The 19,567-nt window shown below is 64.9% G+C and carries 17 protein-coding genes; 16 read left to right on the forward strand and 1 reads right to left on the reverse strand.

Going from position 1 to position 19,567, the window contains the following annotated elements; genetic code table 11:
- The first annotated feature begins 277 nt into the window (after window positions 1-277).
- From carA to APZ15_RS10175, 5 genes are all read left to right on the forward strand, one after another.
- On the forward strand, window positions 278-1,423 hold the full coding sequence (gene carA, locus APZ15_RS10155) for a glutamine-hydrolyzing carbamoyl-phosphate synthase small subunit (RefSeq protein ID WP_027787879.1): 1,146 nt from the start codon (window positions 278-280) through the stop codon (window positions 1,421-1,423).
- Window positions 1,424-1,460: 37 nt separating this feature from the next.
- Entirely contained in the window at window positions 1,461-2,120 is a 660-nt protein-coding gene (gene leuE / locus APZ15_RS10160) for a leucine efflux protein LeuE (RefSeq protein WP_027787878.1), read from the forward strand.
- 49 nt (window positions 2,121-2,169) lie between these two features.
- Window positions 2,170-5,424, forward strand: a complete 3,255-nt coding sequence (gene carB / locus APZ15_RS10165; RefSeq protein ID WP_027787877.1) for a carbamoyl-phosphate synthase large subunit — start codon at window positions 2,170-2,172, stop codon at window positions 5,422-5,424.
- A 118-nt stretch (window positions 5,425-5,542) separates the two neighbouring features.
- Window positions 5,543-6,019 (forward strand): transcription elongation factor GreA, encoded by a 477-nt coding sequence (gene greA / locus APZ15_RS10170; RefSeq protein ID WP_021163362.1) that lies wholly within the window; start codon window positions 5,543-5,545, stop codon window positions 6,017-6,019.
- Window positions 6,020-6,033: 14 nt separating this feature from the next.
- Entirely contained in the window at window positions 6,034-6,492 is a 459-nt protein-coding gene (locus APZ15_RS10175) for a DUF4149 domain-containing protein (protein WP_021163361.1), read from the forward strand.
- A gap of 79 nt (window positions 6,493-6,571) precedes the next feature.
- Here the strand turns inward: APZ15_RS10175 and APZ15_RS10180 are convergent, their stop codons facing one another.
- On the reverse strand, window positions 6,572-7,099 hold the full coding sequence (locus APZ15_RS10180; protein WP_027787876.1) for a YhbY family RNA-binding protein: 528 nt from the start codon (window positions 7,097-7,099) through the stop codon (window positions 6,572-6,574).
- Window positions 7,100-7,292: 193 nt separating this feature from the next.
- Between APZ15_RS10180 and APZ15_RS10185 the strand changes: the two genes are divergently transcribed.
- The 11 genes from APZ15_RS10185 (at window position 7,293) to phoR (ending at window position 19,533) form a co-directional block, all read left to right on the forward strand.
- Window positions 7,293-7,955, forward strand: coding sequence for an RlmE family RNA methyltransferase (locus APZ15_RS10185; protein ID WP_021163359.1), 663 nt, complete (start codon window positions 7,293-7,295; stop codon window positions 7,953-7,955).
- A gap of 166 nt (window positions 7,956-8,121) precedes the next feature.
- Window positions 8,122-10,020, forward strand: a complete 1,899-nt coding sequence (gene ftsH / locus APZ15_RS10190; RefSeq protein WP_021163358.1) for an ATP-dependent zinc metalloprotease FtsH — start codon at window positions 8,122-8,124, stop codon at window positions 10,018-10,020.
- Window positions 10,021-10,098: 78 nt separating this feature from the next.
- Window positions 10,099-10,992, forward strand: coding sequence for a dihydropteroate synthase (gene folP / locus APZ15_RS10195; RefSeq protein WP_034195906.1), 894 nt, complete (start codon window positions 10,099-10,101; stop codon window positions 10,990-10,992).
- 28 nt (window positions 10,993-11,020) lie between these two features.
- Window positions 11,021-12,376: a phosphoglucosamine mutase gene (gene glmM / locus APZ15_RS10200; protein ID WP_021163356.1), complete on the forward strand. Its 1,356-nt coding sequence runs from the start codon at window positions 11,021-11,023 to the stop codon at window positions 12,374-12,376.
- A 453-nt stretch (window positions 12,377-12,829) separates the two neighbouring features.
- The gene (gene pstS, locus APZ15_RS10205; protein WP_027787874.1) at window positions 12,830-13,864 is read left to right on the forward strand and encodes a phosphate ABC transporter substrate-binding protein PstS; all 1,035 of its coding nucleotides are present in this window, start codon (window positions 12,830-12,832) and stop codon (window positions 13,862-13,864) included.
- Window positions 13,865-13,958: 94 nt separating this feature from the next.
- Entirely contained in the window at window positions 13,959-14,945 is a 987-nt protein-coding gene (gene pstC / locus APZ15_RS10210; protein ID WP_027787873.1) for a phosphate ABC transporter permease PstC, read from the forward strand.
- On the forward strand, window positions 14,942-15,835 hold the full coding sequence (gene pstA / locus APZ15_RS10215) for a phosphate ABC transporter permease PstA (protein ID WP_027787872.1): 894 nt from the start codon (window positions 14,942-14,944) through the stop codon (window positions 15,833-15,835). Before pstC ends, pstA begins: the two co-directional genes overlap by 4 nt.
- A gap of 15 nt (window positions 15,836-15,850) precedes the next feature.
- The gene (pstB, locus tag APZ15_RS10220; protein ID WP_027787871.1) at window positions 15,851-16,699 is read left to right on the forward strand and encodes a phosphate ABC transporter ATP-binding protein PstB; all 849 of its coding nucleotides are present in this window, start codon (window positions 15,851-15,853) and stop codon (window positions 16,697-16,699) included.
- Window positions 16,700-16,717: 18 nt separating this feature from the next.
- A complete protein-coding gene (gene phoU / locus APZ15_RS10225) occupies window positions 16,718-17,422 on the forward strand; it encodes a phosphate signaling complex protein PhoU (protein WP_027787870.1) in 705 nt (234 codons plus the stop codon).
- 32 nt (window positions 17,423-17,454) lie between these two features.
- Window positions 17,455-18,156, forward strand: a complete 702-nt coding sequence (phoB, locus tag APZ15_RS10230; protein WP_027787869.1) for a phosphate regulon transcriptional regulator PhoB — start codon at window positions 17,455-17,457, stop codon at window positions 18,154-18,156.
- 57 nt (window positions 18,157-18,213) lie between these two features.
- Window positions 18,214-19,533, forward strand: coding sequence for a phosphate regulon sensor histidine kinase PhoR (phoR, locus tag APZ15_RS10235; protein WP_027787868.1), 1,320 nt, complete (start codon window positions 18,214-18,216; stop codon window positions 19,531-19,533).
- Window positions 19,534-19,567 lie beyond the last annotated feature (34 nt).

A 19,567-nucleotide genomic window follows, 5' to 3' on the forward strand; every position in this document is an offset into this window, starting at 1 on the left:
GGACGGCCATATCGATTGAAGATAAGGCCATTTTCAGGCTATAATTTGAAAGTTTGTGCTGATCAACCTCGCACCCTAGCGCCTACCTCATACATCCCGTTCATCCGCCGCACGCCGCCTGCCGGGCGATGCCGCGAAGCCTCGTGCGCCACGCGCCGGGTTCGCGTCACGACAACGCAGGCCGCGTTCAGCTAGCGACCACGCGCGCCCACGCAGCGCGGCGCTCGCGCGGCAGGGTAAACAGGTCGGCAGCAGGGTGTTCCCCAAGGAGCCTCCCGTGTTGCCGTCTTTTACTCCCGCCTTGCTTGCACTCGCCGACGGCACGGTCTTTCGTGGTTATTCGATCGGGGCCGAAGGCCACACGATCGGCGAAGTCGTGTTCAATACCGCGATCACCGGCTATCAGGAAATCCTGACTGACCCGAGCTACTCGCGCCAGATCGTCACGCTTACCTATCCGCATATCGGCAACGTCGGCGTGAACGCCGAAGACGTCGAAGCCACGAAAGTCCATGCCGCCGGCCTGATCATCCGTGATCTGCCCACGCTCGCATCGAACTTCCGCATGGACCGCACGCTCGGCGACTACCTGCGCGACGAAGGCGTCGTCGCGATCGCCGGCATCGACACCCGCAAGCTGACCCGCATCCTGCGCGACAAGGGCGCGCAGAACGGCTGCATCCTGACGGGCTCGGACGACGAAGCGAAGGCGATCGAACTCGCGCGCTCGTTCCCGGGTCTCGCGGGCATGGATCTCGCGAAGGTCGTGTCGACCACGAAGCCGTTCGAGTGGAAGCAGACCGAATGGCGCCTCGAAGGCGGCTACGGCATGCAGGAAGCGCCGAAGTACCGTGTCGTCGCGTACGATTTCGGCGTCAAGTACAACATCCTGCGCATGCTCGCGGAACGCGGCTGCCACGTGACGGTGCTGCCGGCCGAGGCGAGCGCGGAAGATGCGCTCGCGCTGAATCCGGACGGCATCTTCCTGTCGAACGGCCCCGGCGATCCTGAACCGTGCGACTACGCGATCGCGGCCACGAAGCAATTCATCGAGCGCGGCGTGCCGACCTTCGGCATCTGCCTGGGTCACCAGATCATGGGCCTCGCGGTCGGCGCGAAGACGCTGAAGATGAAGACGGGCCACCACGGCGCGAACCACCCGGTGAAGGATCTCGGCGACGGCCGCGTGGTGATCACGTCGCAGAACCACGGCTTCGCGGTCGATGCGGATTCGCTGCCGGCCAACGCGCGCGTGACGCACGTGTCGCTGTTCGACGGCACGCTGCAGGGCTTCGAGCTGACCGACAAGCCGGCATTCTGCTTCCAGGGCCACCCGGAAGCATCGCCCGGCCCGCACGACATCGGCTATCTGTTCGACCGCTTCACCGCGCTGATGGACGCGGCGAAGCAGCGCAACGCTTAACGCAACCGACGCAACCGAAGGACGGGAGATTCGCATCATGTTCGGCCACGCACTCGGCATCACGGATATCTGGACCTACGTGTTCGGCGTGATCTTCATCATCCTGCTGCCGGGGCCGAACTCGATGTACGTGCTGTCGCTCGCGGCGCAGCGCGGCGTGAAGGCCGGCTATCGCGCGGCGTGCGGCGTGTTCGTCGGCGACACGGTGCTGATGGTGCTGTCCGCCGCCGGCGTCGCGTCGCTGCTGAAGGCGAACCCGCTGCTGTTCTCCGTCGTCAAGTACGGCGGCGCCGCGTATCTGCTCTACATCGGCACCGGCATGCTGCGCAGCGCGTGGCAGAAGCTGCGCGCGCGCACCGATGCGCCGGCCGATGCACCGCCCGCGGTCGACGGCGAGCGTCCGTTCCGCAAGGCGCTGATCGTGAGCCTGCTGAATCCGAAGGCGATCCTGTTCTTCATCTCGTTCTTCATCCAGTTCGTCGACCCGGCATTCCCGCATCCCGCGCTGTCGTTCGTCGTGCTCGGGGCGATCGCGCAATGCGCGAGCTTCCTGTACCTGAGCACGCTGATCTTCGCGGGTGCGCGGCTCGCCGAGCACTTCCGCCGCCGCCGCAAGCTTGCAGCAGGCGCGGCGAGCAGCGTGGGCGGCCTGTTCATCGGTTTCTCGGTGAAGCTCGCGCTCGCCACGATGAGCTGAGCGCAGCCGGCCGACCCACGACAACGATTACTTATTGAATTCACAAGCCATGCCAAAACGCACAGACATCAAGAGCATCCTCATCATCGGCGCCGGCCCGATCATCATCGGCCAGGCGTGCGAGTTCGACTATTCGGGCGCGCAGGCTTGCAAGGCGTTGCGTGAGGAGGGCTACAAGGTCGTTCTCGTCAACAGCAACCCGGCGACGATCATGACCGACCCGAACACGGCCGACGTGACCTACATCGAGCCGATCACGTGGGAAGTCGTCGCACGCATCATCGAGAAGGAGCGCCCGGACGCGATCCTGCCGACGATGGGCGGCCAGACCGCGCTGAACTGCGCGCTCGACCTGCACCACCACGGCGTGCTCGAGAAGTTCGGCGTCGAGCTGATCGGCGCGTCGCCGGAAGCGATCGACAAGGCGGAAGACCGCCAGAAGTTCAAGGAAGCGATGACCAAGATCGGTCTCGGTTCCGCGAAGTCGGGCATCGCGCACTCGATGGAAGAAGCGACCCAGGTGCACGCCGAGATCATGGCCGGCACCGGCGGCAGCGGCTACCCGGTCGTGATCCGTCCGTCGTTCACGCTCGGCGGCTCGGGCGGCGGCATCGCGTACAACCGCGAAGAGTTCGAGGAGATCTGCAAGCGCGGTCTCGACCTGTCGCCCACGCGCGAGCTGCTGATCGAAGAGTCGCTGCTCGGCTGGAAGGAATACGAGATGGAAGTCGTGCGCGACCGCGCCGACAACTGCATCATCGTCTGCTCGATCGAGAACCTCGACCCGATGGGCGTGCATACCGGCGACTCGATCACGGTCGCGCCGGCGCAGACGCTCACCGACAAGGAATACCAGATCCTGCGTAACGCATCGCTCGCGGTGCTGCGCGAGATCGGCGTCGACACGGGCGGCTCGAACGTGCAGTTCTCGATCAACCCGAAGGACGGCCGCATGGTCGTCATCGAAATGAACCCGCGCGTGTCGCGTTCGTCGGCGCTCGCATCGAAGGCAACGGGCTTCCCGATCGCGAAGGTCGCGGCGAAGCTGGCCGTCGGCTACACGCTCGACGAGCTGAAGAACGAAATCACCGGCGGCCAGACGCCGGCGTCGTTCGAGCCGACCATCGACTACGTCGTCACGAAGATCCCGCGTTTCGCGTTCGAGAAGTTCCGTGAAGCCGATTCGCGCCTGACCACGCAGATGAAGTCGGTCGGCGAGGTGATGGCGATCGGCCGTACGTTCCAGGAGTCGTTCCAGAAGGCGCTGCGCGGCCTCGAAGTCGGTGTCGACGGTCTCGACGAGAAGTCGACCGACCGCGACGAGATCGCGATCGAGATCCACGAGCCGGGCCCGGATCGCATCTGGTACGTCGGCGATGCGTTCCGCATCGGCATGACGGCCGAGGAAATCTTCGCGGAAACCGCGATCGACCCGTGGTTCCTCGAGCAGATCGAGCAGATCATCCTGAAGGAAAAGGCGCTCGCGGGCCGCACGCTCGCGTCGCTGACGTTCGACGAGCTGCGCTACCTGAAGCAGAGCGGCTTCTCCGACCGCCGCCTCGCGAAGCTGCTCGGCGCGACGCCGGAAGACGTCCGCAAGCGCCGCATCGAACTCAACGTGCGCCCGGTCTACAAGCGCGTCGACACGTGCGCGGCCGAGTTCGCGACGAAAACCGCGTATATGTACTCGACCTATGAGGAAGAGTGCGAGGCGCAGCCGACCACCAACAAGAAGATCATGGTGCTGGGCGGCGGCCCGAACCGGATCGGCCAGGGCATCGAGTTCGACTACTGCTGCGTGCACGCGGCGCTCGCGATGCGCGAGGACGGCTACGAAACGATCATGGTCAACTGCAACCCGGAAACGGTGTCGACCGACTACGACACGTCCGACCGCCTGTACTTCGAGCCGCTGACGCTCGAAGACGTGCTCGAGATCGTCGACAAGGAAAAGCCGGTCGGCGTGATCGTCCAGTACGGCGGCCAGACGCCGCTGAAGCTCGCGCTCGACCTCGAGGCGCACGGCGTGCCGATCGTCGGCACGTCGCCGGACATGATCGACGCGGCCGAAGACCGCGAACGCTTCCAGAAGCTGCTGCAGGACCTCGGCCTGCGCCAGCCGCCGAACCGCACCGCGCGCGCCGAAGACGAAGCGCTCGCACTGGCGGCCGAAATCGGCTATCCGCTGGTCGTGCGCCCGTCGTACGTGCTGGGCGGCCGCGCGATGGAAATCGTCCACGAGCCGCGCGACCTCGAGCGCTACATGCGCGAGGCCGTGAAGGTGTCGAACGATTCGCCGGTGCTGCTCGACCGCTTCCTGAACGACGCGATCGAGTGCGACGTCGACTGCATCTGCGACGGCGAAGCCGTGTTCATCGGCGGCGTGATGGAGCACATCGAGCAGGCGGGCGTCCACTCGGGCGACTCGGCATGCTCGCTGCCGCCGTACTCGCTGTCGAAGGAGACCGTGGCCGAGCTGAAGCGCCAGACGGGCGCGATGGCGAAGGCGCTGAACGTGGTCGGTCTGATGAACGTTCAGTTCGCGATCCAGCAAGTGCCGCAGGCTGACGGTTCGAAGCAGGACATCATCTACGTGCTCGAAGTGAACCCGCGCGCATCGCGCACGGTGCCGTACGTGTCGAAGGCGACCAGCCTGCCGCTCGCGAAGATCGCGGCGCGCGCGATGGTCGGCCAGAAGCTCGCGCAGCAGGGCGTGACGAAGGAAGTCGAGCCGCCGTACTTCAGCGTGAAGGAAGCGGTGTTCCCGTTCGTCAAGTTCCCGACCGTCGATCCGGTCCTCGGGCCTGAAATGCGTTCGACCGGCGAAGTGATGGGCGTCGGCCAGACGTTCGGCGAAGCGCTGTTCAAGTCGCAGCTCGCGGCCGGTTCGCGCCTGCCGGAGTCGGGCACGGTGCTGCTGACCGTGATGGATGCGGACAAACCGAAGGCGGTCGAAGTCGCGCGCATGCTGCACGACCTCGGCTACCCGATCGTCGCGACGAAGGGCACGGCTGCCGCGATCGAGGCGGCCGGCGTGCCGGTGAAGGTCGTGAACAAGGTGAAGGACGGCCGTCCGCACATCGTCGACATGATCAAGAACGGCGAGATCGCACTTGTGTTCACGACGGTCGACGAAACGCGCCAGGCGATCGCTGATTCGCGTTCGATCCGCATGAGCGCGCAGGCGCACAAGGTCACGTACTACACGACGATGTCGGGCGCGCGCGCGGCAGTCGAAGGCTTGCGCTACCTGAAGGATCTGGAAGTCTATGATTTACAAGGTCTTCACGCTCGCCTAAACTAAGCAGTCAGTTACCTGTAGAAGCAACACGTGCCGCGATTAGGCGGTGTTTCCAGTGCATCGGAAACGCGCTTAATCGCGGTGATTTTTTTTATAGCCGTTTTTAGCGATTGAGCCGTTTATGAGCACCATTCCGTTGACAAAGCGTGGCGCAGAGCAACTGCGCGATGAATTGCAGCGCCTCAAGTCCGTCGAGCGGCCGGCCGTGATCAACGCGATCGCGGAGGCCCGCGCACAGGGCGACCTGTCCGAAAACGCCGAATACGATGCCGCGAAGGAAAAGCAGGGCTTCATCGAGGGTCGTATCGCGGAAATCGAATCGAAGCTGTCGGCCGCGCAGGTCATCGATCCGACCGTGCTCGACGCCGAAGGCCGCGTGGTTTTCGCCTCGACCGTCGAACTCGAGGATCTCGAGTCGGGCGACACCGTCAAGTACCAGATCGTCGGTGACGACGAAGCCGATATCGATCACGGCCTGATCTCGGTCAGCTCGCCGATCGCGCGTGCACTGATCGGCAAGTCCGAAGGCGACGTCGCGGCCGTGCAGGCGCCGAGCGGCGTGCGCGAATACGAAATCATCTCGGTCAGCTACATCTGAAGCGGGGCGACACGATGCCGCATCGCGTGTTCCGTCTGCTGTCGGCCGTGTGGGTCGGCAGCCTGCTGACGATCGGGTATGCGGTCGCGCCCGTGCTGTTCAAGACGCTGGAGCGGATGACGGCCGGTTCGGTCGCCGCCCAGCTGTTCCGTATCGAGGCGATCCTCGGTGTCGTATGCGGCGTGCTGCTGCTCGCGCTGTCGAACCAGCAGGTTCGACGCGGCAGCAGCGAATATCGCCGCGTGCGCTGGGTCGTCGCCGCGATGGTCGTATGTGTGCTGGTCGGGTATTTTGCGCTGCAGCCGTTCATGAACGCGCTGCGGGTCGCCGCGATGGACGCGGGCACCGATATCGCGAATTCGCCGTATGCGAGCCGCTTCGGGATGCTGCACGGCGTCTCGAGCGTGTTCTACCTCGTCGAGAGCGTACTGGGGCTGATGCTGATCTGGCGTTTGCCGGCGCGCGACGCCTGACGCGTGTGCCGCGCAGGCCCGGTCAATGCCGGGCCCGCGGGCAGGGTGGCGGTACGGCGCAGCCGTGCCGCCCCGATGCTTACTTGTCCTGGAACGGACGCTTCGTGCTGGCCTGGCGCTTTTTCGCGCGCTTCACGGTACCGCCCGCCGTCACGCGTTCGTTGCCGCGCACCGTGACCTTGACCGGCCGCGGACGGCGCACGGGGCTCGCGTTCGGCGACACCTTGACGACCTTGACGGTGCGCGGGGCACGGCCTTTTTTGTCGTCCACGGCTTCGGCCGCGCTCGGTAGCGTGCCGGCACGACGGCCGCGGGCCGGGGCCGCAACGGCGGCTTCGGGCTTCCAGATCACCAGCAGCTTGCCGATGTGCTGGATCGGCGCCGCGCTCAGGCGATCGCAGATCTCGTCGTAGATCGCGATGCGCGCGTCGCGTTCGTCGCCGAACACGCGGATCTTGATCAGTTGGTGCGCGTCGAGGTGCACCTTGATTTCCTTCAGCACGGCGTCGGTGAGCCCTTCGGCGCCGATCAGCACGACGGGCTTGAGCGCATGGGCCTGGGAGCGCAGCGCGGAGCGCTCGGCGGGAGAAAGCGAAAGGGCGGGCATGGAAATGTCGAAATCTAAATAAGGGCGCGCTGACTGAAAAGCGATCGCGGGTAGTTACCGCGTCAGCCGTGCGCCGAAACCACGTAAAATCGCGGCTTGGGCCCGAAAAGGGGCCGCAGCCGCGCGAAGAAGACGCGTATTATCCGCTAAAAGCGCGGCTTCACGAAGCAATTGGCAGCAATCTCTCTTTCGAATGGCAAAAAACCGCTTCAACCAGCACTGGCTGCACGACCACATCAACGACCCGTACGTCAAAATGGCGCAGCGGGAGGGCTATCGCGCGCGCGCCGCGTACAAGCTGAAGGAAATCGACGAGCAGGACAAGCTGATCCGTCCGGGCCAGGTGATCGTCGATCTCGGCGCGACGCCGGGCAGCTGGAGCCAGTATGCCCGCAACAAGCTCGCGCAGGGCAAGAAGCGCGATGCGGAGCGCGAAGGCGGCATCGACGGCACGATCGTCGCGCTCGACATCCTGCCGATGGAGCCGATCGCCGACGTCCACTTCCTCCAGGGCGACTTCCGCGAGGATGACGTCCTTCACCAGCTTGAGGAATTGCTCGAAGGCCGCGCGGTGGACCTTGTTATTTCCGACATGGCCCCCAACCTCTCCGGCGTGGCCTCGGCAGACGCGGCGCGCATCGAGCATCTCTGCGATCTGGCGCTCGAATTCGCGCAGAACCATCTGAAGCCGGATGGTGCGTTGCTCGTGAAGTGTTTTCACGGCAGCGGCTACAGCCAGATCGTCGAGAAATTCAAACAGCAGTTTAAGACCGTCGCGCCGCGCAAGCCGAAGGCGTCCCGCGACAAATCGTCCGAAACGTTCATTTTGGGTCGGCATCTGAAACGTCCGCGCTGATGCGCGGCGGGGTGCCGCAAACGGGCTCCGGCCCTTGCCAGACAAGCGAAGCGCTATCGCGGCGGTTGTCAATGCTTATGGCGAGGGTGGTCGGACTGGATTAGAATGACCGAGGGGCGCCGCAAGGAAAATGTAGGCGCTCGTCTACGAGTGAAGGAGTGGTGCTTTGAACAACAATATGTTTTCGAAGGCAGCGGTGTGGCTGGTGATCGCACTGGTGCTGTTTACGGTGTTCAAGCAGTTCGACAAGCCCCGCGTCCAGGAAGGCGTGTCCTATTCGCAGTTCATGGACGACGCCAAGAACGGCAAGGTCAAGAACGTCATCGTTCAGGGGCGCAACCTCACCGTCACTCCGGCTGATGGCCAGAAATACCAGATCGTGTCGCCCGGCGACATCTGGATGGTTGGCGATCTGATGAAGTACGGCGTGCAGGTCAGCGGCAAGGCCGACGACGAGCCGAACGCGCTGATGTCCGCGCTGTACTACCTCGGGCCGACGATCCTGATCATCGTGTTCTGGTTCTACATGATGCGGCAGATGCAGGGAGGCGGCAAAGGCGGCGCGTTCTCGTTCGGCAAATCCCGTGCGCGGCTGATTGACGAGAACAACAACGCGGTGAACTTCTCCGACGTCGCGGGTTGCGACGAAGCGAAGGAAGAAGTGTCCGAGCTCGTCGACTTCCTGCGCGATCCGCAGAAATTCCAGAAGCTGGGCGGCCGCATTCCGCGCGGCGTGCTGCTCGTCGGCCCTCCGGGTACCGGCAAGACGCTGCTGGCCCGCGCGATCGCGGGTGAAGCGAAAGTGCCGTTCTTCAGCATCTCGGGTTCGGACTTCGTCGAAATGTTCGTCGGCGTCGGCGCGGCCCGTGTGCGCGACATGTTCGAACAGGCGAAGAAGCATGCACCGTGCATCGTGTTCATCGACGAAATCGACGCGGTCGGCCGTCATCGCGGCGCCGGCATGGGCGGCGGCAACGACGAGCGCGAACAGACGCTGAACCAGATGCTCGTCGAGATGGACGGCTTCGAGGCGAACTCGGGCGTGATCGTGATCGCTGCGACCAACCGTTCCGACGTGCTCGACAAGGCGCTGCTGCGTCCGGGCCGTTTCGACCGCCAGGTCTACGTCGGTCTGCCGGACATCCGCGGCCGCGAACAGATCATGCGCGTGCACCTGCGCAAGGTACCGATCGCGAACGACGTCGATGCGGCAGTCATCGCGCGCGGCACGCCGGGCTTCTCGGGCGCCGATCTCGCGAACCTCGTGAACGAGGCTGCGCTGTTCGCCGCACGCCGCGGCAAGCGCATCGTCGAGATGCAGGATTTCGAAGACGCGAAGGACAAGATCTTCATGGGTCCGGAGCGCAAGTCGGCGGTGATCCGCGAGGAAGCGAAGCGTGCGACCGCGTATCACGAGTCGGGCCACGCGGTGATCGCGAAGCTGCTGCCGAAGGCCGACCCCGTGCACAAGGTCACGATCATTCCGCGCGGTCGCGCGCTGGGTGTCACGTGGCAGTTGCCGGAGCATGACAACGAAACGTACTCGAAGGACTACCTGATGGACCGCCTCGCGATCCTGTTCGGTGGCCGGGTGGCGGAAGAGTTGTTCATGAACCTCGTCAGCACCGGTGCATCGGACGACTTCAACAAGGCAACCCAGACGGCGCGCGCGATGGTCGCCCGTTTCGGCATGACCGATGCGCTCGGGCCGATGGTCTACGTCGACGACGAAAACGATGCATCGCCGTTCGGCCGTGGCTTCACGCGCACGATCTCGGAAGCGACGCAGCAGAAGGTCGATTCGGAAATCCGCCGCGTGCTCGACGAACAGTACGGCCTTGCGCGCCGCCTGCTCGAAGAGAACCGCGACAAGGTCGAAGCGATGACCGCCGCGCTGATGGAGTGGGAGACGATCGATGCCGATCAGATCAACGACATCATGGAAGGCCGTCCGCCGCGCTCCCCGAAGAGCTCGCCGGCTGTCGGCGGCGATTCGTCGGGTGGCGGCAGCAGCGCCGAGGTGAAGGCCGGCAACGCGCCGGCGCCTGCTTCGCCGGCGGCATAATCTCCGCTCTTTAGCACCGTTCACGGGCTGGTGTGTCTTCACACCGGCCCGTTTTGCATTCATTCACGCCAGTTGCCCGTGTCCGATTCCGCTGTTTCCCCCCAAATTCCCGCGCCACTCCGGTGCGGCCGCTTCGAACTGACGTTCGAGCGCCCGCTCGTGATGGGCATTCTCAACGCCACGCCCGATTCGTTCTCCGACGGCGGCCGCTTCCTCGCGCGCGACGATGCGCTGCGCCAGGCCGAGCGGATGATTGCCGAAGGCGCCGATCTTCTCGATATCGGCGGCGAATCGACGCGCCCCGGCGCGCCGCCGGTGCCGCTCGACGAGGAACTCGCGCGCGTGATCCCGCTCGTCGAAGCGCTGCGCCCATTGAACGTGCCGCTGTCGATCGATACCTACAAGCCTGCCGTGATGCGCGCGGCGCTGGCCGCAGGCGCCGACCTGATCAACGACATCTGGGGGTTCCGCCAGCCGGGCGCGATCGACGCGGTGCGCGAGGGCAATTGCGGGCTGTGTGCAATGCACATGCTCGGTGAGCCGCAAACGATGCAGGTCGGCGAACCCGATTACGGCGACGTCGTGACCGACGTGCGCGATTTTCTCGCCGCGCGCGCGCAGGCACTGCGCGACGCGGGGATTGCGCCGGAGCGGATCTGCGTCGATCCCGGTTTCGGGTTCGGCAAGGCGGTCGTCGACGACAACTATGCACTCCTGGCCGCACTGCCGGAAACGGCGCCCGCGCGGCCCGACGGGCGGGCGTATCCGATACTCGCAGGCATGTCGCGCAAGTCGATGCTCGGCGCGGTGATCGGCGGCAAGCCGCCGATGGAGCGCGTCGCGGCGAGCGTGGCGGCCGCATTGTGCGCGGTCGAGCGTGGGGCGGCGATCGTGCGCGTGCACGATGTCGCGGCGACGGTCGATGCGTTGAAAGTCTGGAATGCCGTGCGCGAAGCCGCGCGGCAACGATAAGTCAGAAGACGAAGGAGGAAGATTCGCTATGGGACGTCGATATTTCGGCACGGACGGCATTCGCGGCACGGTGGGCGAGGCACCCATCACGCCGGATTTCGTGTTGCGTCTCGGCTACGCGGCCGGCAAGGTACTGGCCAGCTCGGCCGATGGCGCGGCCGGCTCGCGGCCGACCGTGCTGATCGGCAAGGACACGCGCGTGTCGGGCTACATGCTCGAAGCCGCGCTCGAGGCAGGGTTCTCGGCGGCGGGTGTCGACGTGATGCTGGCCGGCCCGATGCCGACGCCAGGGGTCGCCTACCTGACGCGCGCCCTGCGCCTGTCGGCGGGCGTCGTGATCAGCGCGTCGCACAATCCGTATCGCGACAACGGGATCAAGTTTTTCTCCGCTGACGGCAACAAGCTGCCGGACGACACCGAAGCCGCGATCGAAGCGTGGCTCGACAAGCCGCTCGAATGCGCATCGTCCGACGGTCTCGGCAAGGCGCGCCGTCTCGACGATGCGGCCGGCCGCTACATCGAATTCTGCAAGAGCACGTTCCCGGCCGCGTTCGACCTGCGCGGGCTGAAGCTCGTGATCGACTGCGCGCACGGTGCCGCGTACCAGATCGCGCCGCACGTGTTCCACGAACTCGGCGCGGACGTGATCCCGATCGGCGTCGCGCCGAACGGCTTCAACATCAACGACGGCGTCGGCGCGACCGCGCCGGACGCGCTGGTGCGCGCGGTGCGCGCGAACCACGCCGATCTCGGCATTGCACTCGACGGCGATGCGGACCGCCTGCAGGTCGTCGACGCGACCGGTCGCCTGTACAACGGCGACGAGCTGCTCTACGTGCTCGTGAAGGACCGGATCGCGACCGACGGCAAGGTGGAGGGCGCGGTCGGCACGCTGATGACGAATCTCGCCGTCGAAGTCGCGCTGCAGCGCGCGGGCGTGAAGTTCGTGCGGGCGGCGGTCGGGGATCGCTACGTGCTCGAGCAGTTGCGCGAGCACGGCTGGCAACTCGGCGCGGAAGGCTCGGGCCACATCCTGTCGCTCGATCGCCACTCGACCGGCGACGGCATCGTGTCGGCGCTGCTCGTGCTGGCTGCGCTGAAGCGCAGCGGCCAGACCCTTGCGCAGATGCTCGACGGCGTCACGCTGTTCCCGCAGAAGCTGATCAACGTGCGGATGAAGCCAGGTGCCGACTGGAAGGGCAGCACGTCGATTCGCGCAGCGATCGACGCAGCCGAAGCCGCGCTCGCCGGCAGCGGCCGCGTGCTGATCCGCGCATCGGGCACCGAGCCCGTGTTGCGCGTGATGGTCGAAGCGCAGCAAGCGGCCGACGCGGTCCGCCATGCGGAGACGATCGCCGACGCGGTGCGCGCGGCGACGGCCTGACGCGCGGGCCCGGTGCGAGGGCGGTCGGACGCCCGCGCGCCGGCGTTCCGTTGAACCGGCATGCGGCGCCTTCGGGGCGCCGCGATTTCATCAGACGCAAAGGTTTGCGATACCTATAAGTAACGCATATCGACTGCTGCATTCTCCGGACGAAAAATCGTCCGACCCCGAGAGCGGGCCAGCCGCCGGCGGAGGCTTTTCGTACCACCGACGCGGCGCCGTGATCCCGCCACGCAGTGAGAAACGGGGCGTCATCCTGTCCCTTCCGGGCCGGCAATTCCTGCCGCCATCGCCCCTCCGGCGCCGTCTGCGCGCCACGCGCGCCGACCCTGTTACTCCCTTTCAACCAGTCATGTTACTGTCACGCCAGTTTCATCGATTGTCACATTACCGTCATGAGGAGCCCCTAACCTTCGCGGTGCCGTAGTCATCCGCTCACACACTGGAGGTCTCATGAAATTGATGCAAACCGCGATTGCCGGCCTGGCTGGCGCGCTTTTCGCCGTCGCCGCCCACGCTGCCGACATCACGGGCGCAGGCAGCACGTTCGCGATGCCGATCTATACGAAATGGGCTGCTGACTACCAGCAGACCGGCGGCGCGAAGGTCAACTACCAAGGTATCGGTTCGTCGGGCGGCCTGAAGCAGATTATCGCGAAGACGGTCGATTTTGCCGGCTCGGACGCTCCGCTGAAGGATGACGAACTCGCGAAGGAAGGCCTGTTCCAGTTCCCGACGGTGGTCGGCGGCGTGGTGCCGGTCGTCAACGTGCCGGGCGTGAAGGCCGGCGAACTGACGCTGTCGGGCCCGGTGCTCGGCGACATCTACCTCGGCAAGATCAAGAAGTGGAACGACCCGGCGATCGCCGCGCTGAACCCGAAGGTCAAGCTGCCGGACACGGACATCGCCGTGGTCCGCCGCGCTGACGGCTCGGGCACGAGCTTCATCTGGACGAACTACCTGTCGAAGGTCAACGACGAGTGGAAGTCGAAGATCGGCGAAGGCACGACGGTCAACTGGCCGACGGGCACGGGCGGCAAGGGCAACGACGGCGTCGCGGCCTTCGTGCAGCGCCTGCCGGGCGCGATCGGCTACGTCGAGTGGGCGTACGCGAAGAAGAACAACATGATCTACACGGCCCTGAAGAACTCGACGGGCACGGTGGTCGAGCCGAAGACCGAAACGTTCAAGGCTGCTGCCGCAGGCGCGAACTGGTCGAAGTCGTTCTACCAGATCCTGACGAACCAGCCGGGCAAGGAAGCCTGGCCGGTCGTCGGCGCGACGTTCGTGCTGCTGCACGCGAAGCAGGAAAAGCCGGAGCAGGGCGCGGAAACGCTGAAGTTCTTCAGCTGGGCGTTCAAGAACGGCGAGAAGGCTGCTGACAGCCTCGACTACATCTCGCTGCCGCCGGCAGTCGAAGCGGAAATCCGCAAGCAGTGGAAGGTCAAGGTGACGGACGCGTCGGGCAAGCCGGTCGCCGCCGAGTAAGCATTGCAGCGGTTCGCTGCCCGGCCGTGCCGGTCGGGCAGTGTGTGCGGTAAAGCCGGGCGTTACGGCGCCCGGCAATCAAAAGCAGGCACCCATGTCTGATATTTCCTATACGTCCTCACGGTCCGCCGACGTTGCGCAGCAACGCGCGCCGAGCCGCCTCGGGGATGTCGTATTCGGCGGTCTTGCACGGCTCGCCGCCATCGTGACCCTGCTGCTGCTCGGCGGGATCATCGTTTCCCTGATCATTGCGTCGATGCCGACCATCCAGAAGTTCGGCCTCGGCTTCCTGTGGCAATCCGAGTGGGATCCCAACTCGGACCTCTACGGCGCGCTCGTGCCGATCTACGGCACGATCGTGACGTCGATCATCGCGCTCGTCATCGCCGTGCCGGTCAGCTTCGGCATCGCGCTGTTCCTCACCGAGCTGTCGCCCGTGTGGCTGCGCCGCCCGCTCGGCATCGCCATCGAGCTGCTCGCCGCGATTCCGTCGATCGTGTACGGCATGTGGGGCCTGCTCGTGTTCGCGCCGATCTTCGCGGAATACTTCCAGAAGCCGATCGGCCGCCTGTTCAAGGACGTCTGGATTATCGGCCCGCTGACTGCCGGCCCGCCGATCGGTATCGGCATCCTTGCCGCCGGCGTGATCCTCGCGATCATGATCATCCCGTACATCGCATCGGTGATGCGTGACGTGTTCGAAGTCACGCCGGTGCTGCTGAAGGAGTCGGCATACGGGATCGGCTGCACGACCTGGGAAGTGATGTGGAAGGTCGTGCTGCCCTATACGAAGACCGGCGTGATCGGCGGCGTGATGCTCGGCCTCGGCCGTGCACTCGGCGAGACGATGGCCGTGACCTTCGTGATCGGCAACACGAACCTGCTCGACAGCGTGTCGCTGTTCGCACCGGGCAACAGCATCACGTCGGCGCTGGCCAACGAATTCGCGGAAGCGCAACCGGGCCTGCATACGTCCGCGCTGATGGAGCTGGGCCTGATCCTGTTCCTGATCACGTTCATCGTGCTGTCCATCTCCAAACTGCTGCTGCTTCGTCTCGAGAAGGGAGAGGGCAAGAAATGAGCGAGCCCATCATGAATTTCCCGGGGCCGGACGGCGCCGTGCTCGACGCGATGCGCAACCGCCTGCAGCGCAAGCGCAAGGCCGTCAACGCGATCGCGCTGGCCGCGTCGCTCGGCGCGATGGCCTTCGGGCTGCTGTGGCTCGTGTGGATTCTCTACACGACGGTGCATCTCGGCGTCAGCGGCCTGTCGCTGCAACTGTTCACGGAATCGACGCCGGCACCGAACACGGAAGGCGGCGGTCTCGCCAACGCGATCGTCGGCAGCCTGCTGCTGTGCGGTTTCGGCACGCTGGTCGGCACGCCGATCGGCATCCTCGCGGGCGTCTATCTCGCCGAATACGGCCAGAAGAACCTGCTGGCGAGCACGATCCGCTTCATCAACGACATCCTGCTGTCGGCGCCGTCGATCGTCATCGGCCTGTTCGTGTATGCGATCGTCGTCGCGAAGTCGGGGCGCTTCTCGGGTTGGGCCGGCGTGATCGCGCTTGCCCTGCTGCAGATTCCGATCGTGATCCGTACGACGGAGAACATGCTGAAGCTCGTGCCGAACGCGCTGCGCGAAGCGGCCTTCGCGCTCGGTACGCCGAAGTGGCGCATGGTGCTGAAGATCACGCTGCGCGCATCGGTCGGCGGGATCGTGACGGGCGTGCTGCTCGCGGTCGCGCGGATCGCCGGCGAAACGGCGCCGCTGCTGTTCACCGCGCTGTCGAACCAGTTCTTCTCGTGGGACATGAGCCAGCCGATGGCGAACCTGCCCGTCACGATCTACAAGTTCGCGATGAGCCCGTTCGCGGAATGGCAGGCGCTCGCATGGGCGGGTGTGTTCCTGATTACGCTCGGTGTGCTCGGACTCAACATCCTGGCGCGCACGATCTTCTCGAAAAAGTAACGGCGGAGCAATCCGATGAATATGGCAGAAAGCCACCTGAATCCTGTCGAGCGCACCGCTGCGCCGGCCGGCACGCACGAAGCGGCGCACGGCCGTCCGCTCGAGCCGCTGAACGCGAAGATCGAGGTCAACAACCTCAACTTCTTCTACAACAAGTTTCACGCGCTGAAGAACATCAACCTGAGCATTCCCGAAGGGAAGGTGACGGCGTTCATCGGCCCGTCGGGTTGCGGCAAGTCGACGCTGCTGCGCACGTTCAACAAGATGTTCGCGCTCTATCCGGAGCAGCGCGCCGAAGGCGAAATCCTGATGGACGGCGAGAACCTGCTGACGACGAAGCGCGACATCTCGCTGCTGCGCGCACGTATCGGCATGGTGTTCCAGAAGCCGACCCCGTTCCCGATGTCGATCTACGACAACATCGCGTTCGGCGTGAAGATGTTCGAAAAGCTCACGCGCTCGGAAATGGACGACCGCGTCGAGTGGGCGCTCACGAAGGCCGCGCTGTGGAACGAAGTGAAGGACAAGCTGAGCCAGAGCGGCTACGGCCTCTCGGGCGGCCAGCAGCAGCGTCTGTGCATCGCGCGCGGCATCGCGATCCGTCCGGAAGTGCTGCTGCTCGACGAACCGTGCTCGGCGCTCGACCCGATCTCGACCGGCCGCATCGAAGAGCTGATCGCGGAGCTGAAGAGCGACTACACGGTCGTGATCGTCACGCACAACATGCAGCAGGCGGCGCGCTGCTCGGATTTCACGGCCTACATGTACCTGGGCGAGCTGATCGAATTCGGCGAGACCGAAAAGATCTTCATCAAGCCGGTGCGCAAGGAAACGGAAGACTACATCACCGGCCGTTTCGGTTGATGACGGAGAACAACAGCCATGTCGGATAAACATCTGTCGAGCCAGTTCGACGCGGACCTGAATGCCGTGTCGTCGAAAGTGCTGGAAATGGGCGGGCTCGTCGAGTCGCAGATCGTCGGCGCGATGCACGCGCTGAACGAGTTCGATCGCGATACGGCCGAGAAGGTGATCGCGGCCGAGGAAACGCTGAACGCGATGGAAGTCGACATCGACCAGGAGTGCGGCAACATCATCGCGCGGAGGCAGCCTGCCGCGCGTGACCTGCGTCTTTTGATGTCGATTTCGAAAACGATTACGAACCTCGAGCGCGCAGGCGACGAGGCCGAGAAGATCGCCAAACGCGTGCGCCGCCTGGTCGACGAGCCGGCCGCGCGTGCGGTCAACATCGCCGAGATCAAGGTGTCGGGCGAGATGGCCGTGACGATCCTGCGCCGCGCGCTCGACGCGTTCGCGCGTCTCGATACGGTGGCCGCCGCGCAGATCGTCAAGGACGACAAGGAGATCGACCTGGAATTCCGTGCGTTCGTGCGCAAGCTCGTGTCGTACATGCAGGAAGATCCGCGCACGATCTCGGTCGGCCTCGAATACCTGTTCATCGCGAAGGCGATCGAGCGGATCGGCGACCACGCGAAGAACATCGCCGAATTCATCATCTACATCGTGAAGGGCACGGACGTGCGGCACCAGCCGCGCGACACGCTCGATCGCGAAGCCAACAGTTAATCGACTCCGTACAGGGGAAAAAAGAGGTGCCGATGCCCAGCAACATTCTCGTCGTTGAAGATGAGCCCGCGATTTCCGAACTGATCTCGGTGAATCTCCAGCACGCCGGTCACTGCCCGATTCGTGCGTACAACGCCGAACAGGCGCAGAACCTGATCAGCGACGTGCTGCCCGATCTCGTGCTGCTCGACTGGATGCTGCCGGGCAAATCCGGTATCGCGTTCGCGCGCGACCTGCGCAACAACGAACGGACCAAGCACATCCCGATCATCATGCTCACCGCCCGCGGCGACGAGCAGGACAAGGTGCTCGGCCTCGAAATCGGCGCGGACGACTACGTGACGAAGCCGTTCTCGCCGAAGGAACTGATGGCGCGGATCAAGGCCGTGCTGCGCCGTCGTGCGCCGCAACTGACCGAGGATGTCGTGTCGATCAACGGGCTGCGCCTCGACCCGGCCACGCATCGGGTCGCCGCGCATGCGGAAGGCAGCGAGATCAAGCTCGATCTCGGCCCGACCGAGTTCCGCCTGCTGCATTTCTTCATGACGCATCCGGAGCGCGTGCACAGTCGCACGCAACTGCTCGACCAGGTGTGGGGCGACCACGTGTTCGTCGAGGAGCGGACCGTCGACGTGCACATCAAACGATTGCGCGCGGCCTTGAAACCGGCCGGTTGCGATGCGATGATCGAGACCGTGCGCGGCAGCGGCTACCGGCTCGCCAAGCACGCGTAACGTATTCGGGCCTGCCGTGTGCCACGGCATGCCGTTCATTCTTTCGGGCGCTGAATCATGAACATCATCTGGGCGCGCTTTCTGGTGTCGCTCGTGCTGCTCGTGCTGATCGGCGTATTGGTCGGCGTGTTCGCCGGCCCGACCGCGGGCCTCGTGTTCGTCGTCGTGATGCTGGTCGCGCAGGGCTTTTTCAGTACCTTTCACACGCAGCGTCTGTGGCGGCTGCTCGATGCGCCGGTCTACGGTGAAGTGCCGAGCGCGCCGGGCATCTGGGGCGAGATCTACTATCGTCTGCACAAGCTCGCGAAGCAGTGGCATGCGCAGGTGCGGCAGGTCGAGCAGCAGCATTCGCGCTTCATCCAGGCGATCCAGGCGTCGCCGAACGGCGTCGCGATGCTCGACGATCACGACCAGATCGAGTGGTGCAACGCGATCGCCGAGGTTCATTTCGGCCTGGATGCGAAGCGCGACCTGCGCCAGCACATCACCAACCTGGTACGCCATCCCGATTTCGTCCGCTACCTGAACGCGCAGCATTACGACGAGACGCTCGTGATGCGCGGCATGGGCGACTCGCGGCAGAACGTGCTGGAAGTGCAGGTGTTTCCGTACGGCGAGAACCGCAAGCTGCTGCTCACGCAGGACATCACCGAGCTCGAGCGGACCGACGCGATGCGGCGCGACTTCGTCGCGAACGTGTCGCACGAACTGAAGACGCCGCTCACCGTGCTGTCGGGCTTTCTCGAGACGATGCGCGAGCTGCCGCTGAACGAGGAAGACCGCGCGCGCTATCTCGAGATGATGGAGCAGCAGGCATCGCGGATGCGGCACATCGTGACCGACCTGCTGGTGCTCGCGAAGCTGGAGGGCGAAAGCAAGCCGCCGGTCGATCGCGCGATCGACATGCGCGCCGTGTTCGACCACCTGAAGGAGGACGCGCAGACGCTGTCGAACGGACATCACGACATCGCGTTCTCGATCGACGAGACGCTCGGCGTCACCGGCGCGCAGACGGAACTGTTCAGCGCATTCGCGAATCTCGTCACGAACGCGATCCGCTATACGCCGGACGGCGGGAAGATCGTCGTGACGTGGCGGCGCGAAGGCGCGCAAGGCGTATTTTCCGTCACGGACAGCGGCTTCGGGATTCCGGCCGCCGACCTGCCGCGGCTCACCGAGCGCTTCTATCGCGTCGACCGTAGCCGTTCGCGCGACACGGGCGGCACGGGGCTCGGGCTCGCGATCGTCAAGCACGTGCTGCAGCGGCATGACGCACACCTGTACGTGCAGAGCGAGGAAGGGCGCGGCAGCACGTTCACCGCGCGGTTCCCGGGTTCGCGCGTCATCGCGATCCGGCCGGCCACGTACGAGGCATGATCGCGTAACGGCATCCGTCGCTCGTTTTGCGAGC

The organism is Burkholderia cepacia ATCC 25416 (genome assembly GCF_001411495.1).
Lineage (GTDB): Bacteria > Pseudomonadota > Gammaproteobacteria > Burkholderiales > Burkholderiaceae > Burkholderia > Burkholderia cepacia.